This window comes from Nonomuraea polychroma, assembly GCF_004011505.1.
In the GTDB taxonomy this organism is placed as follows: domain Bacteria; phylum Actinomycetota; class Actinomycetes; order Streptosporangiales; family Streptosporangiaceae; genus Nonomuraea; species Nonomuraea polychroma.
The window spans coordinates 2,167,593-2,193,698 of the sequence record NZ_SAUN01000001.1 but is presented as its reverse complement, the minus strand read 5'-3'; the positions used below and the strand labels follow the sequence as shown (position 1 = coordinate 2,193,698).

20 protein-coding genes and 1 pseudogene are annotated in these 26,106 nt (G+C 70.0%); 13 read left to right on the top strand and 8 right to left on the bottom strand.

All coding sequences use genetic code 11. The features are described 5' to 3' along the window. Window positions 1-9 precede the first annotated feature (9 nt). Window positions 10-783 carry a sporulation protein gene (locus EDD27_RS09715; protein ID WP_127932098.1) on the top strand — a complete coding sequence of 258 codons (774 nt, stop codon included), beginning with the start codon at window positions 10-12 and terminating at the stop codon, window positions 781-783. A 42-nt stretch (window positions 784-825) separates the two neighbouring features. On the opposite strand, the gene EDD27_RS09710 is transcribed toward EDD27_RS09715, so the two are convergent. After that, window positions 826-1,656: a class I SAM-dependent methyltransferase gene (locus tag EDD27_RS09710; RefSeq protein WP_127932097.1), complete on the bottom strand. Its 831-nt coding sequence runs from the start codon at window positions 1,654-1,656 to the stop codon at window positions 826-828. Window positions 1,657-1,804: 148 nt separating this feature from the next. Between EDD27_RS09710 and EDD27_RS09705 the strand changes: the two genes are divergently transcribed. From EDD27_RS09705 to EDD27_RS09690, 4 genes are all read left to right on the top strand, one after another. After that, window positions 1,805-2,848 carry a hypothetical protein gene (locus tag EDD27_RS09705; RefSeq protein ID WP_241563943.1) on the top strand — a complete coding sequence of 348 codons (1,044 nt, stop codon included), beginning with the start codon at window positions 1,805-1,807 and terminating at the stop codon, window positions 2,846-2,848. Further along, window positions 2,845-3,459 carry a hypothetical protein gene (locus EDD27_RS09700; protein ID WP_127932096.1) on the top strand — a complete coding sequence of 205 codons (615 nt, stop codon included), beginning with the start codon at window positions 2,845-2,847 and terminating at the stop codon, window positions 3,457-3,459. The genes EDD27_RS09705 and EDD27_RS09700 overlap by 4 nt, the downstream gene beginning before the upstream one ends. Window positions 3,460-3,469: 10 nt before the next feature. Beyond that, window positions 3,470-4,270: an inositol monophosphatase family protein gene (locus EDD27_RS09695; protein ID WP_127932095.1), complete on the top strand. Its 801-nt coding sequence runs from the start codon at window positions 3,470-3,472 to the stop codon at window positions 4,268-4,270. Between the two features lie 105 nt (window positions 4,271-4,375). Next, complete coding sequence (locus EDD27_RS09690; protein WP_127932094.1) at window positions 4,376-4,618, top strand: hypothetical protein; 243 nt, start codon at window positions 4,376-4,378, stop codon at window positions 4,616-4,618. Between the two features lie 3 nt (window positions 4,619-4,621). On the opposite strand, the gene EDD27_RS09685 is transcribed toward EDD27_RS09690, so the two are convergent. Beyond that, entirely contained in the window at window positions 4,622-5,791 is a 1,170-nt protein-coding gene (locus EDD27_RS09685) for an ArsB/NhaD family transporter (RefSeq protein ID WP_127932093.1), read from the bottom strand. Window positions 5,792-5,849: 58 nt separating this feature from the next. On the opposite strand from EDD27_RS09685, the gene EDD27_RS09680 reads away from it, so the two are divergent. Together EDD27_RS09680 and EDD27_RS09675 are read left to right on the top strand one after the other, a co-directional pair. Further along, a complete protein-coding gene (locus EDD27_RS09680; protein WP_127932092.1) occupies window positions 5,850-11,417 on the top strand; it encodes a WD40 domain-containing protein in 5,568 nt (1,855 codons plus the stop codon). Between the two features lie 88 nt (window positions 11,418-11,505). After that, window positions 11,506-12,090, top strand: coding sequence for a hypothetical protein (locus EDD27_RS09675; RefSeq protein WP_127932091.1), 585 nt, complete (start codon window positions 11,506-11,508; stop codon window positions 12,088-12,090). 51 nt (window positions 12,091-12,141) lie between these two features. Here the strand turns inward: EDD27_RS09675 and coaE are convergent, their stop codons facing one another. Continuing rightward, the gene (gene coaE, locus EDD27_RS09670) at window positions 12,142-12,744 is read right to left on the bottom strand and encodes a dephospho-CoA kinase (RefSeq protein ID WP_127932090.1); all 603 of its coding nucleotides are present in this window, start codon (window positions 12,742-12,744) and stop codon (window positions 12,142-12,144) included. A gap of 48 nt (window positions 12,745-12,792) precedes the next feature. Between coaE and EDD27_RS59175 the strand changes: the two are divergent. Further along, window positions 12,793-13,104 (top strand): annotated as a pseudogene (locus EDD27_RS59175) (Clp protease N-terminal domain-containing protein); the annotation flags it as partial. Between the two features lie 262 nt (window positions 13,105-13,366). On the opposite strand, the gene EDD27_RS09660 reads toward EDD27_RS59175, so the two are convergent. The 5 genes from EDD27_RS09660 to polA all read right to left on the bottom strand — a co-directional run bounded on the left by EDD27_RS09660 (window position 13,367) and on the right by polA (window position 21,192). Further along, window positions 13,367-13,840 carry a GNAT family N-acetyltransferase gene (locus tag EDD27_RS09660; RefSeq protein ID WP_127940589.1) on the bottom strand — a complete coding sequence of 158 codons (474 nt, stop codon included), beginning with the start codon at window positions 13,838-13,840 and terminating at the stop codon, window positions 13,367-13,369. 69 nt (window positions 13,841-13,909) lie between these two features. Continuing rightward, window positions 13,910-15,043: an epoxide hydrolase family protein gene (locus EDD27_RS09655; protein WP_127932088.1), complete on the bottom strand. Its 1,134-nt coding sequence runs from the start codon at window positions 15,041-15,043 to the stop codon at window positions 13,910-13,912. Window positions 15,044-15,491: 448 nt separating this feature from the next. Next, window positions 15,492-16,982, bottom strand: a complete 1,491-nt coding sequence (rpsA, locus tag EDD27_RS09650) for a 30S ribosomal protein S1 (protein WP_127932087.1) — start codon at window positions 16,980-16,982, stop codon at window positions 15,492-15,494. Between the two features lie 192 nt (window positions 16,983-17,174). After that, window positions 17,175-18,269: a polysaccharide deacetylase family protein gene (locus EDD27_RS09645; RefSeq protein ID WP_127932086.1), complete on the bottom strand. Its 1,095-nt coding sequence runs from the start codon at window positions 18,267-18,269 to the stop codon at window positions 17,175-17,177. Between the two features lie 232 nt (window positions 18,270-18,501). Next, the gene (polA, locus tag EDD27_RS09640) at window positions 18,502-21,192 is read right to left on the bottom strand and encodes a DNA polymerase I (protein WP_127932085.1); all 2,691 of its coding nucleotides are present in this window, start codon (window positions 21,190-21,192) and stop codon (window positions 18,502-18,504) included. 104 nt (window positions 21,193-21,296) lie between these two features. Here polA and EDD27_RS09635 point away from each other — a divergent pair, with 104 nt between their 5' ends. From EDD27_RS09635 to EDD27_RS09615, 5 genes are all read left to right on the top strand, one after another. After that, window positions 21,297-21,668 carry a PaaI family thioesterase gene (locus EDD27_RS09635; RefSeq protein WP_127940588.1) on the top strand — a complete coding sequence of 124 codons (372 nt, stop codon included), beginning with the start codon at window positions 21,297-21,299 and terminating at the stop codon, window positions 21,666-21,668. A gap of 400 nt (window positions 21,669-22,068) precedes the next feature. Beyond that, window positions 22,069-23,355 (top strand): branched-chain amino acid ABC transporter permease, encoded by a 1,287-nt coding sequence (locus EDD27_RS09630; protein ID WP_241563942.1) that lies wholly within the window; start codon window positions 22,069-22,071, stop codon window positions 23,353-23,355. 12 nt (window positions 23,356-23,367) lie between these two features. Further along, entirely contained in the window at window positions 23,368-24,354 is a 987-nt protein-coding gene (locus EDD27_RS09625; protein ID WP_127932084.1) for a branched-chain amino acid ABC transporter permease, read from the top strand. Then, window positions 24,344-25,282 (top strand): ABC transporter ATP-binding protein, encoded by a 939-nt coding sequence (locus tag EDD27_RS09620; RefSeq protein WP_127932083.1) that lies wholly within the window; start codon window positions 24,344-24,346, stop codon window positions 25,280-25,282. Before EDD27_RS09625 ends, EDD27_RS09620 begins: the two co-directional genes overlap by 11 nt. Then, complete coding sequence (locus tag EDD27_RS09615; protein ID WP_127932082.1) at window positions 25,279-26,061, top strand: ABC transporter ATP-binding protein; 783 nt, start codon at window positions 25,279-25,281, stop codon at window positions 26,059-26,061. Before EDD27_RS09620 ends, EDD27_RS09615 begins: the two co-directional genes overlap by 4 nt. Window positions 26,062-26,106: the final 45 nt, after the last annotated feature.

The following is a 26,106-nucleotide window of genomic DNA, read 5'->3' as shown; positions in this document are numbered from 1 at the left end:
GAGAACCCCATGGTGTTCCGCAAGTTGATGGCCGCGTTCGGCGCGGGCGTCGAGGTTGACACGGTGTTGACCAACACGGGTGTGCGCCCGGGCGAGCCGCTGCGCGGCGTCGTGCACTTCCGCGGCGGCAACTCCGATTACAAGGTCGAGGGGATCTACATCGACCTGACCGCGGTGGTCGAAGTCGAGTCCGGCGACAACGAGTACAAGACGACCTACAGTTTCCTGCGCCAGCAGGTCGCGGGGACGTTCCAGCTCGCGAAGGGCGCGCAGCACCAGCAGTCGTTCGAGATCATGATGCCGTGGGAGACGCCGATCAGCGCGATCGCCGGGCACCCGCTGCACGGCATGAAGCTGGGCGTGCAGACGGAGCTGGCGCTGGCGGGCGCGCTCGACAAGGGCGACCTCGACCCGCTGTTCGTCAGCCCGCTGCCGGTCCAGGAGCACGTCATCGGCGCGCTCGACCGGATGGGCTTCCACTTCAAGAAGGCCGACCTGGAGCGCGGCACGCTGTACGGCTCGACGATGCCGTTCTTCCAGGAGATCGAGTACTACGCCGGCGGGCAGTGGCGGAAGTACTTCAACGAGCTGGAGCTGACGTTCATCGCCGGGCCGCGGCAGATGGACGTCATCCTGGAGGCCGACAAGCGAGGTGGCTTCCTGACCTCCAGCCACGACGCCTACAACCGGTTCACGGTCCGCTACGACGACCCGCCGAACTCGGCGGACGCCGTCCTGCAGCGGGGCCTTGAGCAGATGGCCCGCCACCGCGGCTGGTTCTGATGGGCTCGTCCTCCCGCCGCAAGCGGGAGGAACCGCCCGTCGTCACGTCGCTGCCGGCCGAGGAGCTGGAGCGGCTGACGGTCGGGCCCACACCGTCGTGACGGCCAGGAGGTGGCCGCTGACGCCCAAGAGGGACGGCTCGGACTCCAGGCGACGGGCGGCGTCGAGCAGCAGCTCGCGCCGCTCGTCGTCGTCCAGCCAGTCGTCGACGTCGCCGTAGAGCCAGAAGGCGCCCTCCAGGCCGTAGCGGCGCGGCTCGGGCAGGCCGGCGTCGGCGAACTCCCCCACGATCTCGTCGGGGTCGTGGAGGTAACCGCGGAATCCCTCCGCCCGGGGCGAGATCATCACACCGGTCTCCATCGCGTGGTATTCGGCCGCGCGCTGCTCCTCGCGGATGAGGTATCCGTGGTAGACGCTGTCGTGGAGGGCGGCGTACCGGCTGATGAACGCCACCGCGACCAGCCCACCCGGACGCACGGCGCGGCGGGCCTCCGACAGGGCGCGTAGCCGGTCGGCGCGGTCCGGCAGGTGGTAGAGCGGCCCCAGTAACAGCGCCACGTCCGCCTCCCCGTCCGGGACCGGCAGGTCGCGGGCGTCGCCCAGGCGCGAGGTCACGCCGGGGAGCGCCGACGCCTCCCTCACGTGCAGCGGGACAGGGTCGATCAGCTCGACCTCATACCCCTCCTCCGCCAGCCATTCGGCGTGCACGCCCGTGCCGCCGCCGACGTCGAGCACCCGGGCGGGCGCCGGCGGGAGCGTGCGGCGCAGCACGTCCCGCGTGCGCAGGAACTCCAGCCGGTTACGGCCGTGCCGCAGCCTGGTCAGCTCACCGCCGCGCTCGTAGTATCCGAGCACGTCAGGATCCAAGATCATGCCCAGGGATCCTACCGAGCGGCCCTCATCCGGCTCGAGGCAATATTCCCCGGCACCTTTCGCCACGTGATCGTTCTCTGGTGGTCGCGTGGCATGGTCGTTACCATGACCTCGGGAACTGACTGATCGTCGAACGGCGGGGCGAGCGATGGCACGGTTCATGGCGGCGATGAAGCGGGTCGCCCCATGGGCGGCCCGGAACGCCGACGGCGCCATCGCGCTCGGCCTGGCCATCGTGGTCGGCGTGCTCGGCATCATGCCGCACGAGATCTTCGGCCCGAAGGGCGAGGACGTCCAGCGCCAGCTCGTGACCGCCGCGACCCTGGTCATCCTCGCGCTGGTGGCCACCGCGCTGCTGCGCGACCGCGCCCGTCAGGCGCCCGTCGAGAAGACGATCACCTCGGGCGTGCTGGCCGAGCTGCCGGTGCGGCTGGCCCGCCTGGAGCAGATCGAGACGCTGGCCCACAGCACCCGCCGGGCCCTGGACACGCTGCAACTGGTACGGGTGCTGGGCAGCAGGCAGGAGATCGCCCAGTCGCACGCCGAGGCACGCAAGGACACCGCCAGATGGAGCTTCAAGGGCGGCACCGGCACCTACATGCGCGCGGTCACCCTCCCCGAGTGCGTGGCCGCGGCCCGGAGGGACAAGCGCCATCTCACGATCAGGATCGAGGTGATCGACCCGTCCGACGCCGAGGTGTGCGAGACGTACGCTCACTACCGCCGCTCGTTGTCCGACGTGCCCGACGGCACCGGCGAGACGTGGACGACCGACCGGGTCAGGAAGGAGTCGTACGCGACGATCCTGGCCGCCTTCTGGCACCGGCAGCGCTACGGCCTCCTCGACATCGCGGTGGGCCTGTCGCGGACGATGACGACGTTCCGCTGGGACCTGTCCACCACGCGCCTGATCATGACGGTCGAGGACCCGAACATGGCGATGACGGCGCTGGCGGGCACGTTCTACTACGAGAACTGCGACACCGAGCTGCGGCTCAGCTTCGAGCAGGCCCGGCGGGTGCCCCTGGAGATGTACAAGAAGGCGCCGCTGAGCGACGAGCCCACCATCGAGGAGGTGCAGGAGTTGTTCGAGCGCATCGGGATGCCCCTGCCCAAGTCCTACAACGGCCACGACGTCGTGGACATCGCCCGCAAGGCGTTGCGTGCCGTGGATCCTTATGGTGGGCCATGAGCTACCACGCCGTGCACCAGCTGTTACGCGAGGGCCGGGGCAGGTCGTGGGCTCTCGGGGCGCTGGCGGGCCCGGTGACCGCGGTGCGCCACCCGCTCGGGTTCGTCTGCCTGCCGCTGGAGCGGGACGGCGGCGAGGGGGTATGCCTCCACCTGTGGTCCGACTCGCTCGCGCACGCCCAGAGCACCACCTCGCAGATCCACTGCCACAGCTGGGACCTCGTGAGCCATGTGCTCTACGGCCAGATGCGCAACGTGCACGCGGTGGTCACCGACGCCGGCGCCGACGCCACCCACCGGGTGTTCGAGGTCGTCAGCGGGACCGACGGCGACCGCATCTCGCCGACCAGCCGCACCGTGCGGCACGCGACCGGCCTGGTGGAGGTCTTCGGCCCCGGCGACACCTACACGCTGCCGTCCGGCCGCTTCCACAGCAGCGTCGTCCCCGAGGGCGGCGAGGCGGCCACGATCGCGCTGGGCCGCGGCCGGCCCGGCAGCCGCGACCTGTCGCTCGGCCCACTGGGCGCCGGGCCGCACCAGGTGTCCAGGCAGCCGCTGGACCGCGACGAGACGGCCCTGGCCGTACGACTGATCACCGCGCACCTGACCTGAGAGGCACCTGATGGATCTGGACCACGCTCGCACGGTCGCCGTCGAAGCCGCCGAGGCCGCCGGGGCCCTGCTCCTGGAGGGCACCCGGGGCGCTGTCGGGGTGCGCGCCAAGGGCGGGGCGGGCGACGTGGTCACCGATCTCGACCTCGCCTCGGAGAAGCTGCTGCTGGAGCGCATCCTGACCGCCTATCCCTCGCACTCGGTGATCGCCGAGGAGTCAGGGCTGGTCGGGGACGCGGGCGGCGAGTGGACGTGGCTGGTCGACCCGCTGGACGGCACCAACAACGTGGCGATCGGGCTGTCGGCGTTCGTGGTGGGGGTGGCGCTGTGCCGGGACGGGCTGCCGGTGCTGGGCGTGGTGCACGATCCGGTCTCCGCCCACACGTGGTCGGCCGTCAGGGGGCGCGGCGCGCTCTCGTCCGAAGGGGTGCGCCTGGCGCCGCCGTACGCGCCGCGCCCGCACGGGCCGCTGCTGGCCTGGACCCAGGGGCACGGGGTGAGCAGAGACGACGCGACCGTACGCGCGCTGAAGCAGGCTCTGGAGCTCAACGCGCGCAGGGTGCTGCAACTGTGGGCGCCGCTGTTGTCGTGGGCGATGCTGGCGCGCGGCGACATCGACGGCATCGTCGGCTACCGGGCCGAGCTGGTGGACCTGCCGGCGGGCGCGCTGCTCGCCCAGGAGGCGGGCATCGAGATCAGGACGTTCGACGGCGGCCCGTTCGAGGCGTGCATCGACACCACCCCCGAGCAACGCAGCTTCGTGGCCGCCCACCCGCGCGCAATCCCCGGACTCCTCGCCCTTCTCCACTGAGGAAAAGTGCACAGAAATTGTGTGTCGAATGTCGATGAGTTCCGCCGCCGTTCGACGTCTCTTTAGAGGGAGCCGGACAACGGCACCGTGTGAGAGGAGCCCGACATGATGACCACGACCGAGCTGGCGCAGGTGCTCTTCACGACCGCCCTGCAGCCGTCCGACGAGCTGTCCCCGTACCAGATCCGCGAGGCCGTGGACGAGCGGCTGTGCGCGTGCGGCGGCGACTCCGGGTGGTGCGCGGCGTACGTGGCGCAGGAGGCCGGCGACCACCCCGAGACGTACGTGATGCGGATGCGCTGGGCGCTGAACGCCGTCGCCGGCGCCTACGCGCTGGCCGCCGCGTGAAGCTCATAACGCGACCAGCGCCCACACCGTGGCGAGCAGACCGACGACGGCCAGCCCGGCGCCGGTGAGCAGGAAACGCCGCATCGGCACCTTGACGCCGTGGCGGCGGCACGACTCGAACCACAACAGCGTGGCCAGCGACGCCCACGGCGTCACGACCGGGCCCACGTTGGTCCCGACCAGCAGGGACAGTAAACGGTCCCGCTCGGCGGCCGGGATGACGGTCTCGACGGCCTGGTAAGCGGGCAGGTTGTTGATCAGGTTGGACAACCCGGCGCCCACGGCGGCCGTGCGGTAGGGATCGCCCTCGGTGCCGATCATCCACGTCATCAGGTCCGACAGGCCGTTCCTGCTCAGCATGGGCACCACCAGGAACAGCCCGGTCACGAAGATCACCAGCTGCCACGGGAACAGGCTCCACGTCAAACGCTCACGAGCGCGCACCAGGAAGGCTCCCAGCACGATCGCGGCGGCCGCGGTGGCGGCGACGGCCACGTGCGTCTCGAGCAGCAGCAGGACGATGAACAGCAGGCACCCGGCCGACGCCACGCCGAACAACACCCGGTCGGCCACCGGCTCCAGCAGCGGCGGCGTGTAGCGCAGGTCGCGCCGCTCGCCGCGACGCCAGAAGAACACCCACAGGAACACCATCGTCACGGCGATGGAGACGATCTGGGGTGCCCACATGCGGGCCGCGAACTCCTGCGCGTCCAGGCCGATCTTCTCCATGCCGAGGAGGTTCGTCAGGTTGGACACCGGCAGCAGCAGGCTCGCCGTGTTGGCCAGCCAGATCGTGGTCATCGCCAGGGGAAGGGCGGCGATGCGGGCCTTGGGGGCCAGGGCGAGCATCACGGGGGTGAGGAGCACCGCCGTGGTGTCCAAGTTCAGAAATATCGTGACAAAAGACGCGAAAGCCGTACAAAGAAAGAACAGGGCGGCGTAGTTGCCGCGGCCCAGCACCGCCATCCGCGCCGCGATGGCGTCGAAGACCTGGGCCTCCTTGGTCAGCTCGGCCAGCACGATGACGGCGACGAGGAAGATCAGCAGAGGCCCGATGTCGTCCAGGCTCTCAGCCGCGGCCTCCCAGGGCAGCAGCCCGACCGGCACCGAGACCACACCCAGAACCAGCAGCCCGATCCTGATCCAGTCGAGCACTCCGAAACGCCGCCACACCCGTCGATGATCGCACATGGCCTGCAAAACGCCGACGCAGCAAGGGATACTGAGCGGCATGGCGCGTGACGGCAGGCCGACCGACATCTTCGTCAGCTACTCCCCCGCCGACACGGCGTGGGCCACGTGGATCGCCTGGGAGCTCGAGGCGGCGGGCTACAAGACCATGATCCAGGCGTGGGACTTCGTGCCGGGCACCAACTTCATCGACTTCATGGACCGAGGCGTCAGCGAGGCGCAGTTGGTGGTGGCGGTGCTCTCGCGCAACTACCTGACCTCCCGGTACGGCCGGATGGAGTGGCAGGCGGCGCTGCGGGCCGATCCGGACAACCCCTCCAACAAGCTCGTCACGATCCGGATGGAGGACGTCCAGCTGGAGGGCCTGCTGTCCACGATCACCTGGGTCGACCTGCTCGGCGTCACCGACCCGGGACAGGCCAGGGCGTTACTGCTGGGCCGGGTCAGGGAGGCGCTGGCGGGCCGGGCCAAGCCCGAGGCTGCGCCGGCGTTCCCCGACGGCTCCGGCGTGCCGGCGGCAGCGCCGACGCTGCCGCCGCCCGGTGAGCGGGCAAGGGCGCGCCGCGCCCCGGTCACGGCTCCCAAGTTCCCGCCCGCGGCGAGCTCCGAGCGCGGGCGGGAGTCGATCAGCGTCCTGCACATCGGCGGCCCGCGGTTCGGCCGCGCGCTGCCCGACCCGGGCGACCCGTTCACGCCGGAGGACATGCAGGCGCGGATCTGGGCGGATCTGACCGCCATGTACGACCGGGGCATGCCCCGCCCCGACCTGATGATCGTCAGTGGTGACCTGACCGAGTCCGGCAGCCTGGGGCAGTTCGGGCAGGCGACGCGGTTCGTGACCGACCTGCGGCTGCTGATCGGGCTGGAGCCGCACCGGCTCGTGCTGCTGCCGGGGCCGCGCGACGTCACCAAGGCGGCGGCCAACGCCTACTTCATGACGTGCGAGGCCGACGACGTGAGCCCGCAGCCTCCTTACTGGCCCAAGTGGCGGCATTTCGCCGGGTTGTTCGGCGAGGTGTATCAGGGGCTGGACGACCGGGTGTTCGACGGCGGGCAACCGTGGACGTTGTTCGAGGTGCCCGACCTGAAGGTGGTCGTGGCGGGGCTCAATTCGACGATGGCGATGAGCCATCTGGAACGGGACGCGTACGCGCTGCTGGGCGAGGCGCAGGCGGCCTGGTTCGCCGAGCGGCTGAGGCCGTACGAGGAGAGCGCGTGGTTGCGACTGGGCGCGATCGGGCATCCGCCGGGCGAGCTGAGGGACGCGCCGACGTTCGAACGGCTGCTCGCGCACCGGCTCAACCTGCTCTTCCACGGCGGAGCCCTGGAGGCCGCCGAGGGGCGGATCGCCGCGCCGCGGGCCGGGCGGCACCAGGTCGTCGAGATCACCCCGGACGGGCTGCGCACGTGGCGGCCCGACATGGGCGAGCCCGAGCCGGTGTCGTACAAGTGGCGGGCCGCGCGGGCGACGTTCACCGGCGAGGCCCCGCCCGCCCCGTCGCCCGGGCCCAAGCCGGACGAGCGCGAGCCCAGCCCGGTCGAGCTGCTCCTCGACCGGATCACCGAGGTCTGCGAGGCGCGGCACGAACGGGCCAAGATCCGCAGATTCGCTTCCCACCTCGTGGTGACCCACCCGGAGGACGGGTTCGTCCGTCAGACGATGATCGGCGCGCACGCCGGCGCGGTCACCGCGGAGGCGGCCGACGCCTTCGCCCGGCAGGCGCACGCCACCGGCCTGGCCGCCGAGCTGGTCTACCAGGGGCCGCCCGCGTCCCGTGCGGTCCGCGACGACCTCATGCGCAAGGGCGTGCGGCTGCGCAGCTTCACCGAGTTCCAGGGCCTGCTCGACCTGACCGGCTACGTCACCGAGCAGACGGCCAGGCTGACGACCGACCGCCGCTACCCGCCGGGCCTGTACGTGCCGCAGCGCTACCGCGAGCTGGACCGGCCGGGCAGCCAGGTCAGGAACGGGCTGACGGACGAGCTGATGCGCCTGCTGTCCACCGACCACGGCCGGTTCCTGCTGCTGCTCGGCGACTTCGGGCACGGCAAGACGTTCGCGCTGCGCGAGCTGGCCCGCCGCATTCCGGCCGAGCTGCCGCACCTGACGCCGGTCCTCATCGAGCTGCGTGCCCTGGACAAGGCGCATTCGGTGGACGCGCTGGTGGCGGCGCACCTGGCCAACCACGGCGAGGAGTTCATCGACCTCAAGGCGTTCCGCTACCTGCTGCGGCAGGGACGGATCGTGCTGCTGTTCGACGGGTTCGACGAGCTGGTGACCCGGCTGACCTACGACCGGGCGGCCGACCACCTGGCCACGTTGCTGGCGGCGGCCGAGGACAAGGCGAAGATCGTGGTGGCCAGCCGTACCCAGCACTTCAAGTCGAACAGCCAGGTGCTGACCTCGCTCGGCGAGATGGTGGGGGTGCTGCCGCAGCGGCGGGTGCTCAGTGTCGAGGACTTCACGCCCGACCAGATCCGCTCCTACCTGGACAAGAGGTTCGACGACGCCACCGAGGCGGTGGCCCGCATGTCACTGATGGGCGAGATCAAGGACCTCCTCGCCCTTGCGCAGAACCCGCGCATGCTGAGCTTCATCGCCGATCTCGACGCCGACCGGCTGCGTACGGTGGCCGGAGCCCGCCACACGATCAGCCCCGCGCTGCTGTACGAGGAGATCCTCGGCTCGTGGCTGGCGTTCGAGGAACGCCGGGCCAGAGTGCCCGGCTCGGCGACGGCGCTGACCGCCGAGGAGCTCCTGCGGGTGGTGACGGCGCTGGCGCTGCGACTGTGGGAGTCCGGGGAGTCGCTGCTCGGCGTGGACGAGCTGACCGAGATCGGCGAGACGCTGACCGACCTGGCCGGCGGGCACCTGTCGGCCGAGCACGCCGCCCACGCGATGGGCTCGGGCAGCCTGCTCGTGCGGACCGAGGAGGGCATGTTCGGGTTCATCCACGCGTCGGTCATGGAGTGGCTGATCGCCCGGCACATCGCGCGGGACGACGTCACGCTGCTGTCCCGCAGGCCGCTGTCGGCGCTCACGGTGGAATTCCTGTGCGACCTGGCCGACGTGCGGGCGCTGCGCGCGTGGGTGGCGGACCCGCCCGCTGACGACGTGTCCCGGGCGAACGCCGTCAAGATCGCGGCCCGGCTGCGCACCCCCGCCCGCGCCGACCTGCGCGGCGCCAGCCTCAAGGGCGAGGACCTGTCGGCCAGGGACCTGCGGGAGGTCGACCTGACCGGTGCGGACCTGTCGGAGGCGACGCTGGCGGGCACCAACCTGTCCAGGGCCGTCCTCCGCGACGCCAAGCTCACCGGGGCGCGGCTCGACGGCGCGGTGCTGACCGGGGCCGACCTGACCGGCGCGGACCTGTCGGGGGCGCGGCTGGCGCAGGTGGACCTGAGCGACGCGGCCGTCGAGGGCGCCCGCTGGCACCGCGCCTCGCTGATCAACGTGACCGGCACGCTGCCGCGCCTGCCCGGCGCGGCGGTGGTGCCGGGGCAGCCGGTGGAGGTGGAGTTCGCGCCGGCCGCGATCGGTGTCCCGTACGGCTACCACTTCCAGACCACCCGCCTGCCCGAGCCGGTCGCCTACAGTCCGGACGGCGCCACGATCGCCATCGGCAACGAGGACGGCAGCGTGCTGCTGTGCGCCGGCGGCGCGCCCGTGCGCACGCTGCAGGGGCATCGGGGCCGTGTCTACGCGGTCACCTTCGCGGGCGACCTGCTGGCGACCGGCGCGAGCGACGGCGCCGTGCTGTTGCGTGACGCACTCACCGGGGAGCTGCGGCACACGCTGACCGGTCACGCCGACGGTGTCTGGCCGGTGCGTCTGAGCCCTGCCGGCGACCTGGTGGCGGCCGGCGGCGGGGACGGCGTCGTGCGCGTGTGGGAGACCGCCACCGGACGGCGGGTCCACGAGCTGGACGGGCACGAGGCGCCGATCTACACGGCGGCGTTCGTCCACGGGGCGCTGGTGACCGGCGACGCCGCGGCTGTGGTGCGGGTCTGGGACCTGGCGTCCGGGCGGATGACGCGCACGCTCGACGGCCACCACGGCAAGGTCTACCGCGTGCTGGCCGCCCCCGACGGCCGTCTGCTGGTCACCGGCGACGAGGCAGGCGTTCTCAGGGTGTGGGACACCGCCACGTGGGAGCTGCGGCACACGCTGACCGGCCACCAGGGCAGCATCTACTGCGTGGCGTTCTCGCCCGACGGCTCGCTGCTGGCCTCCGGCGACACGGCCTGCAGCGTCCGCCTGTGGGACCCGGTGGGCGGCGTGGCACGCGGGGTGGTCACCACGCATCCGGCGTTCGTCTACCACGTGGCCTTCAGCCCGGACGGCCGCACTCTGGCGAGCGGTGACTCCAGTGGCGTGATCAGGCTGCAGCCGGTGGACGGCGGGCAGCGGGTGGAGTTGTCCGGGCACCGCAGCTCGGTCTGGCCGTTCGCCTACCGTCCTGACGGGCGCCAGCTCGTGACGACCAGCAACGACGGCACAGTGCGGTTGTGGGACCCGGACACGGGCAAGTGCCAGCGGGTGATCCGCGGGCACGGGCGGCGGATCTCGTCGGTCCGCTTCAGCGCCGACGGCTCGATGCTGGCGACCAGCGGCAATGACGGCGTCGTGCGCGTGTGGGAGCCCCGTACGGGGCGGCGGCTGCGGGAGTTCACCGGCACCTCCGACCGGCTGATCTCCGCGGTGTTCTCCCCCGCCGAGCCGGTGCTGGCCACCTCCAGCAACGACGGCGGCGTGCACCTCTGGAACGCCACCACCGGCGACTACGCGCGCGAGCTCAACGCCGAGACCGACCATGTGTGGGCCGAGGCGTTCAACCCCGACGGCACCATGATCGCCACGGCCAACGACGACGACAGCGTCAAGATCTGGAACCGGCCGACCGGACGGCTGGCGGTCAACCTGATGGACCACCGCGGGCGTGTGCGCTCGATCGCGTTCAGCCCGGACGGCGTGTACGTGGCCACGGGCTGCGACGACAAGCTCGTCCGCATCTGGCACGTGGCGTCAGGCGGCCGGGTGGCGACCCTCGAGGGGCACACCGACCGGGTGTACGCGGTGGCGTTCTCCCCTTCCGGGCGTCATCTGGCCAGCGCCGGCAACGACGGCCGGGCCATGGTGTGGGAGCTGCGGCCGAGCCAGCCCTGGCAGCCGCGGCTGCTCCACACGCTCGAGGGGCACGACGGGCGGCTGTGGAGCCTGGCGTTCAACGCCACCGGCGACCGCCTGGCCACGGGGGGCGACGACCTGGTGGTGCGGGTGTGGGAGACCGTCGGCGGGCGGCTGCTGCACGAGCTGGCCGGGCACGCCCGGCGGGTCTGGTCGCTGGCCTTCAGCCCTGCCGCCGATCTGCTGGCCAGCGCGGGAGACGACGGTGTGGTGATCCTCTGGGAGGGAGGCGAGCGGCGGGCGACGCTGCTCGGGCTGCCCGAAGGGTGGGCGGCGCTGGCGCCCGACGGCCGCTACAAGATCCATGGGGCGCCGGCCGGGCAGTTCTGGCACGTCATCGGGATGTCGCGGTTCGAGCTGGGCGAGCTGGACCCGTACCTGACGACGGTGCGTCAGGTGCCGCTCGACTCCCCGTTCTGACAGCGGGCGACCGCGCGGGGCCGTGAATGTGGAAAGATCCTTCTCGCAATCGTGTCGGTTGGGCCGAGCAGCACGAAGGGGATCGCGGATGGCTTCCTGGCGTGGGCGGGCGCGGCCGGTCAAGATCGCTGTCGTCCTGGCCGGCGTGGCCAACCTGGTGGTGGCGGGGATCCTGATCGGCACCACGGGCTTCCGCGCCACGCTCGACCCCGTTCCCGACCGGGCTGTGGACCGGACCCCGCGTCCTGCGGCGGCCCTCAGCCGAAGCCCCGCCGCCACCCCGGTCTCCAGCAGTCCCGTCCCCGTCACCCAGGCACCCAGCAGTCCCGTCCCCGTCCCGCAGGCACCCCTCGTTTCTCCCACCACCCCGTCTCCCGCCACGACGCCGGTTCTCGCCGCTCCGGCCACCAGCGCACCGGCGGCCACGCGCAGTCCGGCCGCTCCGGGGGAGATCAGGCCGCAGGGGGCGCACGTGACGCGGACCCGAGGAGCCCGGCCGCGCTCCGACCGCCCGCGTGTGGTCCGCCCCAGGAAGACGTCCGTCGTCACCCGGCACACCAGCGACTCCCTCGTGAGCGGTCCGACGACCCCGGCGGCGTCTGCCGGCGGCACGCCGACGAACTCCCCGCAGGTGTCCGGCGATGGGGCGGTCGAGGGCAACGGAGCCGGCTAGCGCTCCCGGCCACGGTGCCGATGATGCAGCGCCTGTCACCGGGGGGCGGCGTCAGCCGCGGGCGGCCCGCCTCACCAGCTCGTCCCACACCTCGCGCACCCGCGCGTCCAGCTCCTCCAGCGAGCCTTCGTTCGGGACCACGATGTCGGCGACCGCCAGCCGGTCCTCCCGGCTCGCCTGCGCCCCGATACGGGCCCTGGCGTCGGCCTCCGCCATCCCCCTGTGCTCGGCCAGCCGCCTGACGCGTACGTCGTCGGCCGCGTCCACCACGATGACCACGTCGTACATCGGCGCCAGCTTGTTCTCGGCCAGCAACGGCACGTCGTAGACGACGATCGCGTCGTCGGCGGCCTCACTCTGCAGGTGCGCCACCCGCTCCCCCACCAGCGGATGGACGATCGCGTTGAGCGCCGCCAGCCGCTCGGAGTCGGCGAAGACGATGGACCCCAGCTTCTCCCGGTTGAGCGTGCCGTCGGGATGGAGCACCTCGTCCCCGAACGTGGCCACCACCCTCGCCAGGCCAGGCGTGCCGGGCTCGACCACCTCACGCGCGATCTTGTCGGCGTCGATCACGACGGCGCCCCTGGCCGCGAGCCGCTTGGACACCTCGCTCTTACCGGAGCCGATGCCACCGGTGAGCCCAATCTTCAACACCGGGAAAGCCTATCCACCAACCGGGGCGTACAGGGTCATCATCGACGTATGACCACCACGATCCTAGGGGCGGCGCACGACCAGGCCACGGCGGTCGGTGACGACTGGGTGGGGCCGCAGCACATCGTCCTGGCCCTGCTGGCCGGGGACTCGATCGCCGCTCGCGTACTCGCCGAAGCCGGGCTCGACCGGGCCAAGGCACTGGAGTGCCTGCCTCGCCGCCGCACGAGACCCGGTCACGGGTCGGGCGGCTTCGCCAACCCGGCCTTCCACAAGCTGTACGGGGTCGCCACCGGCCTGGCGCTGGCCGCGGGCACCCGGAGCCCGGAGCCGGAGCACTGGCTGCTCGCGCTGGCCTACGAGGCGCAGGGCAGGGAGGCGACGCCGCTGCACCTGTTCGGCCTGGAGCCGGCGCGGGTGGTGGAGGCGCTGCGCCGGCACGGCGTGCTGGTGCCGCCGCTCGACCCGCCCGAGCACGTCCCCTGGCGGGGCCGGCATCAGATCGTCGTGCCCGCGAGCAGGCTCCAGCCGGTCCTCGACCGCCTCAACGCCGAGCATCCGGCGGGTTCGGAGTGGCGGTGGGGCTGGAGCTGGATCGACGACGACATGGCCCGCGCCATGATCACTGCTGAGGAGGGGATCGATCTGGCCGCGGCCTGCGCAGATGAACCATCGTCAGATGATCGTCCATCCGCTCACGATGCGTCTCCCGATAGCCGAGGCGGCGATAAAACCGCAGATTGACCTCCGACAGGTGCCCGGTGAACAGGTCGAACGCCTCGGCCTCGGGCACCTCCTCGTGCAGTGCGCTCAGCAGAGCCGTGCCCAGCCCTTGGCCCTGCCGGTCAGGGGCGACGACGAGACGGCCGACCAGGCAGGTGGTGCCGGACACCTGACCGCGTACGGCGCCGACGATCCGGCCCGCGTCGAGCGCCTTCAGCACGACGGCGGTCTCGATGACCTTCCGCAGCTGCTCCAGCGACTCGACGAGCGGCAGGATGAACGGGTCGCCGTAGAGCTGAGCCTCGCTCACGTACGCCGCCCGCTGCACGGTGAGGATCTCCCCCGCGTCCGCCGCCACCGCCCGTTCGATCATCACGCGCAGCACCCTATCCGGTCGGCGTCGCCGCGGCGGGCATGTCGGCCACGCAAACCTCAGCCCCGGTCAGCCAATGATCCGGAAAAATGCGCGGATGCCCTCCACCAGCGACTCCGGCGAGGCCATCGCCACCATGTGGCTGGGAGAATGGGCATCTCCCCAGTACACGATGTCGTTCGTGCGCTCGGCGATCCGCCGCAGCAGCGCCGGCCCGCCATGGGTGGCCCCCGACGGCACCGCGGTCTGGTCGATCGGCATGCCGGCCGCCCCTTCGTAATACGTCCACGACGACGAGCCGCCGGTCCCCGTCAGCCAGTACAGGCTGGCGTTCGTCAGCACCAGGTCACGATCGACGGGCTCGGCTTCCGATCCCCACCCGTCGAACTCCTTGAACCGCTCGACCAGATAGGCCAGCTGCGCCACCGGCGAGTCCGCGAACCCGTAGGCGAGCGTCTGCGGCCGGGCGGCGAGATACGGCCCGTAGCCACTGCCGCCGGCCATCCAATCGGTCATCTCCTTCAACTCGGCCAGCTCCTCCTCGCTCAGCCCCTCCAGCTCGGCGGGGTCCCCGGTGGGGATGCCCAGCCCGGCCGTGATGACCGCGCCGGCCACGTGCTTGTGGTCCAGCACGGCCAGCTGCGGCGTCACCAGTGCTCCGGCGTCGTTGCCGTGCGCGCCGTACCGGTCGTACCCGAGCCTGCTCATCAGCTCGGCCCACGTGCGTGCCACCCGCTCGATGCTCCATGGCCGCTCGTCGGCGGGCTCGGGGAAGGGCGAGAACGCGAACCCGGGCAGCGACGGCGCGACGACGTGGAAGGCCATGTCGGGGTCGAGCCCATGCCCGCGCGGGTCGGTGAGCGGGCCGATGACGTCGAGGAGCTCGGCGACGGAGTTCGGCCAGCTGTGCGTGATGATCAGAGGCAGCGCGTCCGGCTCAGGGGACCGCACGTGCATGAAGTGGATCGTCTGCCCGTCGATCTCGGTGGTGAACTGCGGGAAGGCGTTCAGCCTGGCCTCCTGTGCCCGCCAGTCGAACCCGTCGGCCCAGTATGCGGCCAGCTCGCGCAGATACTCCACCGGCACGCCACGGCTCCACCCGCCCGGCAGCTGCCTGGCCCATCTGGTCCGCCGCAGCCGGTCCGTCAGGTCGTCGAGGTCGGCCTGCGGGATATCGATGCGGAAACGCTTGATCTCATCCATGCGAACGACGTTAGGGCCAAAAGCGGCAAGGATCGTTCCGCTTTCCCACGACATCCTCGGCAACGATCCCCGTCGGCATCCGCCCGATGCCGGCGCAACCCGCCCTGCCGCCCCCACCTGCCGACCACCCCTGCTGTGCTCGCTGTGCTGCCGGGACCGGCCATAAGAGTCGGCGCGTCCGTCGCAGTCGCGAGAGCCTCAGCCCAAGCCGGCACCGCACCGCGCCACCGCACACCATGCCCGCACGCCGTCCGTGGTGATGTGATCGGCGACGTGATGCCCGGGGGCGCCGGCAAGGGGTGCCGACCGCACACGCGTGGACCGGGGGTGGGCTGTGCGGAGTGGGGGAGGTGGAACCAGGGCGAAGGCCCCGGCACCGTCGCGGGGTGAGCACGCCAAAAGGCCCCGCACGGCAACCGTGCGGGGCCTTGAGTAAGGCTAGGGCGCCTTAGCTCTGGCCGCCCGCGAGCTTCTCGCGGAGGGCCGCGAGCGCCTCGTCAGAGGCGAGCGCGCCGCTGGCCGGAGCCGACGACGAGGAGCCGCCGCCGCCCTGCTGGGGCTGCGTCTCGCCGCTGTAGGACGAAGGAGCAGCCTCGCCCGCCTCGGCCTCGGCCTTGCGGGCCTCCTCGATCTGCTTCTTGTGAGCCTCGAAGCGCTGCTGGGCCTCGGCGTACTGCCGCTCCCACTCCTCACGCTGCTTGTCGAAGCCCTCGAGCCACTCCCCGGTCTCCGGGTCGAAGCCCTCGGGGTAGATGTAGTTGCCCTGGTCGTCGTAGGTGGCCGCCATGCCGTAGAGCGTCGGGTCGAACTCGACCTCGGTGCCCACGCCTTCGTTGGCCTGCTTCAGCGAGAGACTGATGCGACGACGGTCGAGGTCGATGTCGATGATCTTCACGAAGATCTCGTCGCCGACCTGGACGACCTGCTCCGGGATCTCCACGTGGCGCTCGGCCAGCTCGGAGATGTGGACCAGGCCCTCGATGCCCTCCTCGACCCGGACGAACGCGCCGAACGGCACCAGCTTGGTGACGCGACCCGGCACGACCTGGCCGATCTGGTGGGTGCGAGCGAACTGCTGCCACGGGTCTTCCTGAGTGGCCTTGAGCGACAGGGAGACGCGCTCGCGCTCCATGTCGACGTCGAGGACCTCGACCGTGACCTCCTGGCCCACCTCGACGACCTCAGACGGGTGGTCGATGTGCTTCCAGGACAGCTCGGACACGTGGACCAGGCCGTCGACCCCACCGAGGTCGACGAAGGCGCCGAAGTTGACGATCGAGGAGACGACGCCCTTGCGGACCTGACCCTTCTGGAGGGTGTTGAGGAACGTCTGGCGAACCTCGGACTGCGTCTGCTCCAGCCAGGCACGGCGCGACAGGACCACGTTGTTGCGGTTCTTGTCGAGCTCTATGATCTTGGCTTCGAGCTCGCGGCCGACGTACGGCTGCAGGTCGCGGACACGGCGCATCTCGACCAGGGACGCCGGGAGGAAGCCACGGAGGCCGATGTCGAGGATGAGACCACCCTTGACGACCTCGATGACGGTGCCGGTGACGATGCCGTCCTCGTCCTTGATCTTCTCGATCGTGCCCCAGGCGCGCTCGTACTGAGCACGCTTCTTGGACAGGATCAGGCGACCCTCCTTGTCCTCCTTCTGGAGAACCAGGGCCTCGACGTGTTCGCCGACTTCCACGACGTCAGCGGGATCGACATCGTGCTTGATAGAAAGCTCGCGCGAGGGGATGACACCCTCGGTCTTGTAGCCGATATCGAGAAGGACCTCGTCTCGATCGACCTTGACGACGGTGCCCTCAACAATGTCACCGTCGTTGAAGTACTTGATGGTCTCGTCGATCGCGGCGAGGAAGGCTTCCTCGGACCCGATGTCGTTGACCGCTACCTGCGGGGTGCTCGAGGTGGCCTCAGTGCTGGACGTCATGTGTGGAATTGCTCCGAACGCGGACAGGATGTCGATGTGGCGGACGCGCGGCAGGCCCTCTTCCGCATCAAGCCGAGGAATTACGACATCGACGTGACCGAGCGCGAGCCCGCTCCGTCTGAGGCGCGCGCGAGCCCACAGCGCAGCGATCAGCATATGAGACCTGACGCACGGGGTCAATCCGGGGAGCGGTCAGTAGGCGATGACCTGGAGCCCTCGCTTGGCGCCGATATTACCTCTAACCCTCCGGGGGATGGAGATCCGGTCCGGGTCCCCGTCGGAGACGTAGCGCTCGCCAGGGTGCTTGTCCAGCCACTCCAGCCAGTGCTGCGAGCACCACTTGCGGCACTCGCCTTTCTTGCCGTTGCTCTGGATCCGCTGGATCGCCCCTCGGTCGAATTTTTTCGCGTAGGGCGAAACCGAGGGCTCGGCTCCTGCGAGGAACACGCCGGCGAAATCATACCGTGTGCCGTCCCAAGATCCGGTCCGCGCCGCCTTCCTGTCGCGGGATAACGCCCCGTACGGCAGCGCCATGGTCTTGGAGGGCGGCGCGCCGAGCTTCTTGAGCAGCCGTTCGAGCCGGACGATCTGCTCGCGGACCCTCTTCGTCTTGAGTGCGCGCAGGTTGGGGTGGCCCCAGGTGTGGTTGGCCACCTCGTAGCCGTGCTCGACCAGCCACCGTACGGCGGCCGCCTGGGAGGCGTGGTCGCGCAGCCCGAACGGCTCCTTGTTGATCCAGAACGTGGCGACCGGCCGGAACCCGGGATATCGGGCGGCCACGTCCTGGATCACGGCCACGGCAGTGCCGGGAGCGGGGTTGCCGTACGCGTCCAGCGCGAAGTGGCTGCGGTGCCCGTCGTCGAACGTCAGCACCACCGGGAACTTGCCCGCCGGCACGTGGATGTCGCCGGTGGCGAACTCCCTGGCGCTGATCGGCACGTACCCCTTCTCCGCCAGCCTCTCCAGCTCCTTCCTGAGCTGGTCGGGCGTCCGGTCGAGGAAGGCCATCCGCTTGGGGAGGATCCGGTGGTACATCAGGACCGGCACCAGGCCTAACTCGTTGGCGCCGACCTGCCTGGCGAACTCGGGCGTGGCCACCACCCCCGGCGGCTGGCCGACCGGGGTGGGGTCGACGGGCGGGACGGTGTCCTGCACCTTGGCCCCGAGCGGCGCCTTGGCGTGTGGCCGGTCCCCGGACGGCATGAGGCTCAGACCGATGATCGCCACGGTGACCACGACGGCGTTCGCGATGCCGATGATCCGCGTGAGTGACGCTGATATCCGCACAAAACTCCCGTGCCCGTCGGGGAAAAAGTCACTCAAGAGTAGTGCAGATCCCCGTGGCGCAAGGCTCGCGAGCGCCCGTCCGGACGGTCAGTGCCCGGGCGTCCGGGGCCGGCCGCGGGGAGGTCACCACCCGACGTCCGGGGCGGCCTCGCGGAGGGCGGCGCCCGGCGTCCCGGGGCGGCCTCGCGGGAGGTCGGCGCCCGGTGTCCCGGGGCCGACCTCCCGCGGACGATCAGTGCCCGGCGTCTTCCCAGGTGCGGCCGACGCCCACGGAAACCTCCAGCGGCACCCGCAGGTGGTAGGCGGCGTTCATCTGGTCGCACACCAGCTGCCTCAGCTGCTCCAGCTCCCCGGGCGCCACCTCGAACACGAGCTCGTCGTGGACCTGCAGCAACATCCTGGAGGCCAGCCCCTCCTCGCGGATCGCCTGGTGCACGTGGAGCATGGCGACCTTGATGATGTCGGCGGCCGACCCCTGGATGGGGGCGTTGAGCGCCATCCGCTCGGCCATCTCGCGGCGCTGGCGGTTGTCGCTGGTCAGGTCGGGCAGGTAACGCCGGCGGCCCATGATCGTCTCGGTGTAGCCGTCGGTCCGCGCCTGGGCGACGATCGCGTGCAGGAAGTCGCGTACGCCGCCGAACTCCTCGAAGTATTCCTCCTTCAGCGCCCGCGCCTCGGCCACCGGGATGTTGAGCTGCCCGGCCAGCCCGAAGTCGGACAGCCCGTAGGCCAGGCCGTAGTTCATGGCCTTGATGCGGGCCCGCAGGTCGCCGTCGATCTGCTCGGGCGGCAGGTCGAACACGCGCGCCGCGGTGGCCTGGTGGAAGTCGTGCCCCGACTCGAAGGAGGCGATCAGCGACTCGTCGCCCGACAGATGGGCCATGATGCGCAGCTCGATCTGGCTGTAGTCGGCCGTCAGCAGCGTCTCGTAGCCCTCGCCGACCACGAAGCCCTGCCGGATGCGGCGGCCCTCCGTGGTGCGGATCGGGATGTTCTGCAGGTTGGGCTTCTCCGAGGAGAGCCGGCCGGTGGCGGCGATGATCTGGTTGAACGTGGTGTGGATGCGCTGGTCGTCGCCGATCTCCTTGATCAGGCCCTCGACCGTGGTGCGCAGCTTCTGCTGGTCGCGGTGGCGGAGCATGATCGTCGGCAGCTCGTGGTCGGTCTGGGTGGCGAGCCAGGCGAGCTGGTCGGCGTCCGTGCTGTAGCCGGTCTTGATCTTCTTCGTCTTGGGCAGGTTGAGCTTGACGAAGAGGATCTCCTGCAGCTGCTTGGGCGAGCCCAGGTTGAACTGCTCGCCGACGGCGCGGTGCGCCTCCTCCACGGCGTGCTTGACCGCGGCGCCGAACTCGGCCTCCAGGCCGGCGAAGTATTCGCTGTCGACGGCGATGCCCGCGCGCTCCATCTCGGCCAGCACGCTCAGCAGCGGCAGCTCCACCTCGCCCATCAGATGGGTGCCGCCGCGTCCGGCGAGGAACCGCTCCAGGGCCTCGGCCAGCTCGCGCACGGCGTGGGCGCGCAGCGCGAGGTCCTTGGCGGGGGCGTCCTCGTCGTCGCCGAACAGCGCGGCCTGACCGGTGGACTCCTCCTCCGCCCGCAGGTCGCGGTTGAGGTAGCGGCGCGCCAGGTCCTCCAGCGCGAACGTGCGCTGCCCCGGCATCGCGAGGTAGGCGGCCAGAGCGGTGTCGCAGCTGAGTCCGCGGAGCTCCATGCCCTGCGCCCACAGGGCCAGGATGGGCCCCTTGGCGTCGTGGACGGCCTTGGGCTTGGTCTCGTCGGCCAGCCAGGCCCGCAGAGCGGCCTCGTCGGCCTCGGTGAGCTTGACGGGGTCGATGTAGGCGGCGGCGCCGGCGGGCGAGGCGATGGCGATCGCGTCGATGCGGCCGGTGCCTCGGCCGTAGACACCCTTGAAGGCGAGCCCGGTGCGGCCCTCGGGCAGCGCGGCCAGCCAGCCGGCCACCCGGTCGGGGCCGAGCAGCACGGTCTCCACCTCGAAGCCCTGGTCGGGCTCCTGCTCGCCGGTGCCGAGCACCTTGAACACCCGCTCGCGCAGCTCACCGCGGATCTGCAGGGTGTCGAACAGCTTGTTGATCTCCTCGCGCTCCCACGTGCCCTGCTGGAGGTCCTCGAGCTCGAGGTCGATCGGGACGTCGCGCAGCAGCTCGGTGAGCCGCCGGTTCATCAGCACCTGGGCGACGTGCTCGCGCAGCTTGTCGCCCACCTTGCCCTTGACCTCGTCGACCCGGTCGACGAGCGCGGTCAGCGAGCCGAACTCGCGCACCCACTTGGCCGCGGTCTTCTCCCCCACGCTGGGGATGCTCAGCAGGTTGTCGCTCGGGTCGCCGCGCAGGGCCGCGAAGTCCGGGTATTGAGCCGGGGTCAGGCCGTATTTCTCCTCGACCGCCTCCGGCGTGAACCTGGTCATGTCGCTGATGCCGCGCCGTGTCATCAAGACGGTGACGTGCTCGTCGACCAGCTGCAGCGCGTCGCGGTCGCCGGTGACGATAAGGACGTTCATGCCCTGCGCGGAGGCGCGGGTGGCGAGCGTGGCGATGAGGTCGTCGGCCTCGAATCCCGCCTTGGACAGGCGCGGGATGCGGAAGGTGTCGAGCAGCTCGAAGATGAGCTGCATCTGGCCGCGGAAGTCCTCGGGCGTCTCGCTCCTGTTGGCCTTGTAGTCGGAGTATTCCTCGTGGCGGAACGTCGGCTCCGACCTGTCGAAGGCCACCGCCACGTGGGTCGGCTGCTCGTCGCGCAGGACGTTGGTCAGCATCGAGGTGAACCCGTAGACCGCCTCGGTGTGCTGACCGTCGGTGGTCATGAGGTTGGCGTCCTTCAGTGCGTAGAAGGCGCGGTAGGCCAGCGAATGCCCGTCGAGCAGCAACAGGCACGGGCGGTTGGGGGTCACTTCACTCTTCGGCACACAGGCAGCCTAGTCTGCGACTGCGACAGAAAACCTGAGCTCGGAAGAGTGGAGACGTCCCTTTGACGCAGACGAACCCCCAGGATCTCCTTGTGCTGAGCGGCATGCACGACGGCACTCTGGCCCAGCGCATGGGGATCGAGTTCCTCGAGGCCGGCCCGGAGCGGGTCGTGGGCCGGATGCCGGTCGAGGGCAACACCCAGCCGTACGGACTGCTGCACGGCGGCGCATCCGCGGTGCTCGCCGAGACCCTGGGCTCGGTGGCCGCCGCCATCCACGCCGGTCCCGACCGTCTCGCGCTGGGCATCGAGATCAACGCGACCCACCATCGCGCGGCGTCGTCCGGGTACGTCACCGGTGTCGCGACCAGGTTGCACGGCGGCCGTACTCTGGCGACGTACGACATCGAGATCACCGATGAGCAGGGACGACGCGTCTGCACCTCCCGCCTTACCTGCATGCTGCGCGACCGCTGACCCTTACGTCACTTGAGCGGATCCTTTGCGCACCGGCCCCGCGGGTCGCTACGGTGGTCCGAACGCGAGCCCGCGGGGAGGCTTAGTAGATAACGTGTACGGCCGGGGAAGCCCTACATGGCCCCAAAGGCAGCCCCGCGGGCTCGTCACGATTTCCCGATGATTGTTACGGATTTTTTACCGTCCAGGCCAGGCGTCTACCCTCATTTAGCCCCTGACCTGCCACGTTGTTTCCTCACATGAGTGACACGCAGTTGTCACTAATTGGTGACGAACGATACTGAACCGGGCGTCGTCGGCATAAGCTCCCGCCATTGCATCCCAGTTGTGCCTGCGATGCGCGCGTGTCGAGTTGGAGGGGCACAACCCCGCCTTGACCTAACTTTTTGAGGGAGCACCATTGCGCAGAGCCGTGATCGCGTTCACGGCCTTCCTGGGTGGACTCGTCTTCCTGCTGGCCGGACCCGCCCACGCGGGTCCCGCCGATTGCCAGGGACTGAGGGGAACACTCAAACTCCAAGGCCAGCCAGTGAACGGCGCCAAAATTGCGGTGACCACCGAAAGCGGACAACCCGTCAAGGAAGTCACCACCAACGCTCAAGGCACCTGGGACGTTCAGGTTGAGGATCCGGGCAAGTACAAGGTCACCTTGGATGTCGCCAGCCTGCCGCAGAACGCCGAGGTGCGCGGCGGCAACAACGTCCGTACGCCGACGGTCTACGAGGACAACTGCTCCACCGTCCTGTTCGCGCTGCAGCCGAAGGCGGCCCCGGGGCAGCAGCAGGAGAGCACCGGCGGCAGCACGTTCTGGCAGCAGGCCGCGCAGCTGACGTTCGAGGGCCTCAACCTCGGCCTGATCATCGCCCTGGGCGCGCTCGGTCTGTCGCTCATCTACGGCACGACCGGCCTGACCAACTTCGCTCACGGCGAGCTGATCACGCTCGGCGCGGTCCTCGCCTATGCCTTCAACATCGGCTTCAGCATTCAGCTGATCCCCGCCGCGGTGATCGCCGTCATTGCCGCCGGCGCCCTGGGTTACGGCCAGGACCGCCTGTTCTGGGGCCAGCTGCGCAAGCGCGGCACCGGCACCATCGCCATGATGATCATCTCGATCGGTGTGGCGATCCTGCTGCGGAACCTCATCCAGTTCTTCTTCGGCCCCCAGACCGAGAACTTCAACGACTACGTCTCGCAGGCCGGCATCTCGGTCGGCCCGATCACCGCCGCCCCGAAGAACTTCTGGGCCATGGGCATCGAGCTCGCGGTCCTCGTCGTCGTGGGCATCGCCCTGATGAAGACCCGCACCGGCAAGGCGGCGCGCGCCGTGGCCGACAACCCGGCCCTGGCCGCCTCCTCCGGCATCAACGTCGACCGGGTCATCCGCATCATCTGGACCGCGGGCGCCGCCATCGCCGCGCTGGCCGGCATCATGCTCGGCCTGTCGCAGTCGCTGAAGTTCACGATGGGCCAGGACATCCTGCTGCTCATCTTCGCCGGCGTCACGCTCGGCGGGCTCGGCACGGCCTTCGGCGCCCTGGTCGGCTCGCTCGTGGTCGGCGTGTTCATCCAGGTGTCCACGCTGTGGGTGCCGCCGGAGCTGAAGTCCGTCGGAGCGCTCGCCGTGCTCATCATCGTGCTTCTCTTCCGGCCGCAGGGCATCCTGGGCCGCCGCGAGCGGATCGGCTGACGGGGGTAACACATGGACTGGCTCACAATTCTCACCACCACCGTCCACGCCGCCATCGGCTGGGAGACCGTGGTGTACGGCCTGGCCGCCATCGGCGTCAACATCCACTTCGGTTACACCGGCCTGCTCAACTTCGGACAGGCGGCGTTCATGGCCGTGGCCGGATACGGCCTGGCCGTCACGGTCGTCGTACTCGGCCTGCCCTTCTGGATCGGCATCTTCGTCGGTCTGGGGGCCGCGGCGCTCCTGGCGCTCCTGATGGGTATCCCGACGCTGCAGTTGCGCGCCGACTACCTGGCGATCGTGACCATCGCCGCGGCCGAGATCATCCGGCTCGTCTTCCGCTCGGTGTACTTCAAGGGCATCTTCGGTGGCTCCGACGGCCGGCGCGGCTTCAACGACGGCTTCTACGCGATGAACATCTACCCGGAAGGCCGCTACGGCATCGGCCCGATCGTCTTCGACGAGCGCTCGATGTGGCTGCTCACGGTCGGCTGGATCGTCGTGCTGCTCAGCTGCCTGATGGTCTACCTGCTCATGAAGAGCCCGTGGGGCCGCGTGCTCAAGGCGATCCGGGAGGACGAGGACGCCGTGCGCGCCCTCGGCAAGAACGTCTTCTCCTACAAGATGCAGTCGCTGCTCCTGGGCGGCCTCATCGGCTGCTTCGGCGGCTTCTTCTACGGCCTGTACCACGGGTCGGTGCAGCCCGACGTGTTCGGCACCGAGATGACGTTCTTCGCCTACACCATCGTCATCCTCGGCGGCGCCGCCCGCGTCTTCGGCCCGGTCGTCGGCGCGATGATCTTCTGGGTCCTGTTCGTCTTCGTGGGCAACACGCTGGCGGAGCTGGTGGCCAACGGGTACATCCCGTTCATGACCAACATCCAGGTCGGCCCCATCCGTTACGCCCTGGTTGGTCTAGGCTTCATCCTGTTGCTGGTACTCCGGCCGCAGGGCATCTTCGGTGACAAGAGGGAGATCGCCATCGATGCGCGATGACACGATGACCACCAGCCCGAAGGCCTCGGCGTTGGCGGCGTTCAAGGACATGCAGCGCGAGCCCGGGGTGCCCAAGCCGGACCCGATCCTCGTGGTCGACAAGGTCGTGCGCCGCTTCGGCGGTCTGACCGCCGTCGACGTGGACCACGTCGAGATCCAGCGCGGCTCCATCACGGCGCTGATCGGCCCCAACGGAGCCGGCAAGACCACGTTCTTCAACCAGCTCACCGGCTTCGACACGGCCGACGCGGGCGCATGGACGTTCAACGGCCGCGCCATGAACGGCGTCCCTGCGCACAAGGTCGCCAGGAACGGCATGGTGCGCACCTTCCAGCTCACCAAGGCCCTGTCCAGGCTCACGGTCATGGAGAACATGCGCCTGGGCGCCCAGCAACAGGTGGGCGAGAACTTCTGGCGGGCCCTCCTGCCGCCCCTCTGGCGCAAGCAGGAGGACGAGATCACCGAGCGGGCCGAGGAGCTGCTGGTCCGCTTCAAGCTCGACGCCAAGCGCGACGACTTCGCCGGGTCGCTGTCCGGCGGCCAGCGCAAGCTGCTGGAGATGGCGCGCGCGCTGATGGTCCGGCCCGAGCTGGTCATGCTCGACGAGCCGATGGCGGGCGTGAACCCGGCGCTGACCCAGTCGCTGCTCGGCCACGTCAAGGACCTGCGCGAGCAGGGCATGACGGTGCTGTTCGTCGAGCACGACATGGACATGGTCCGCGACATCAGCGACTGGGTGATCGTCATGGCGCAGGGCACGGTGATCGCCGAGGGCCCGCCGTCGACGATCATGTCCGACCAGCGCGTGATCGACGCCTACCTGGGCGCCCACCACGACGCGCCGCTCTCGGAGAGCGAGCTGGAGGCGCAGCTGCACGAGGCTGAGGCGGCGCTTGAGGCCGAGATCGAAGAGGAGACGCAGAAGTGACCGTCCCCGAGTCCCAGGCGGCCATCACCGACCGCAGCGCTCACCTGGAGGGCGCTGAGGACGCCGTCCTGCGGTGCGACGAGCTGATCGCCGGCTACCTGCCGGGCGTCAACATCCTCAACGGCTCCGACCTCTACGTCAAAGAGGGCGAGCTGATCGGCATCATCGGCCCCAACGGCGCCGGGAAGTCGACCCTGCTCAAGGCCATCTTCGGACTGGTCAACATCCGCAGCGGCTCGGTGCTGCTCAAGGGTGAGAACATCACGAACATGAAGGCGCACTCGCTGGTCTCCCGCGGCGTCGGCTACGTGCCGCAGACCAACAACGTCTTCCCCAGCCTCACCATCGAGGAGAACCTCGAGATGGGCGCCTTCCAGGCGCCGGGGAAGTTCAAGGAGCGCTTCGAGTTCGTGGCCGAGCTGTTCCCCGCGCTCAAGGAGCGGCGCAAGCAGCGCGCCGGCTCCCTGTCCGGCGGTGAGCGGCAGATGGTGGCGATGGCCAGGGCCCTGATGACCGAGCCGTCGGTGCTGCTGCTGGACGAGCCCTCCGCGGGCCTGTCGCCCAAGCTGCAGGACCTGGTGTTCATCCAGGCCCAGCAGATCAACAAGGCCGGCGTCACCATCATCATGGTGGAGCAGAACGCCCGCCGCTGCCTGCAGATCTGCCACCGCGGCTACGTCCTCGACCAGGGTCGCAACGCCTACACCGGCACCGGTCGGGAGCTGGCCAACGACCCGAAGGTCATCGAGCTCTACCTGGGCACGCTGGCCAAGGCGTAAATCACGACGAAGAACGGCGAAGGGGCTCCCTCGGGACCCCTTCGC

What these genes read in the sequence shown, in the direction of transcription:
- EDD27_RS09680 (WP_127932092.1), top strand. Translation starts at nt 5,850, where the DNA reads ATGGCGCGTGACGGCAGGCCGACCGACATCTTCGTCAGCTACTCCCCC.
- EDD27_RS09655 (WP_127932088.1), bottom strand. Translation starts at nt 15,043, where the DNA reads ATGGATGAGATCAAGCGTTTCCGCATCGATATCCCGCAGGCCGACCTC.
- EDD27_RS09660 (WP_127940589.1), bottom strand. Translation starts at nt 13,840, where the DNA reads ATGATCGAACGGGCGGTGGCGGCGGACGCGGGGGAGATCCTCACCGTG.
- EDD27_RS09705 (WP_241563943.1), top strand. Translation starts at nt 1,805, where the DNA reads ATGGCACGGTTCATGGCGGCGATGAAGCGGGTCGCCCCATGGGCGGCC.
- rpsA (WP_127932087.1), bottom strand. Translation starts at nt 16,982, where the DNA reads ATGACGTCCAGCACTGAGGCCACCTCGAGCACCCCGCAGGTAGCGGTC.
- EDD27_RS09625 (WP_127932084.1), top strand. Translation starts at nt 23,368, where the DNA reads ATGGACTGGCTCACAATTCTCACCACCACCGTCCACGCCGCCATCGGC.
- EDD27_RS09690 (WP_127932094.1), top strand. Translation starts at nt 4,376, where the DNA reads ATGATGACCACGACCGAGCTGGCGCAGGTGCTCTTCACGACCGCCCTG.
- EDD27_RS09710 (WP_127932097.1), bottom strand. Translation starts at nt 1,656, where the DNA reads ATGATCTTGGATCCTGACGTGCTCGGATACTACGAGCGCGGCGGTGAG.
- EDD27_RS09715 (WP_127932098.1), top strand. Translation starts at nt 10, where the DNA reads ATGGTGTTCCGCAAGTTGATGGCCGCGTTCGGCGCGGGCGTCGAGGTT.
- EDD27_RS09635 (WP_127940588.1), top strand. Translation starts at nt 21,297, where the DNA reads ATGCACGACGGCACTCTGGCCCAGCGCATGGGGATCGAGTTCCTCGAG.
- EDD27_RS09695 (WP_127932095.1), top strand. Translation starts at nt 3,470, where the DNA reads ATGGATCTGGACCACGCTCGCACGGTCGCCGTCGAAGCCGCCGAGGCC.
- EDD27_RS09700 (WP_127932096.1), top strand. Translation starts at nt 2,845, where the DNA reads ATGAGCTACCACGCCGTGCACCAGCTGTTACGCGAGGGCCGGGGCAGG.
- EDD27_RS09620 (WP_127932083.1), top strand. Translation starts at nt 24,344, where the DNA reads ATGCGCGATGACACGATGACCACCAGCCCGAAGGCCTCGGCGTTGGCG.
- EDD27_RS09675 (WP_127932091.1), top strand. Translation starts at nt 11,506, where the DNA reads ATGGCTTCCTGGCGTGGGCGGGCGCGGCCGGTCAAGATCGCTGTCGTC.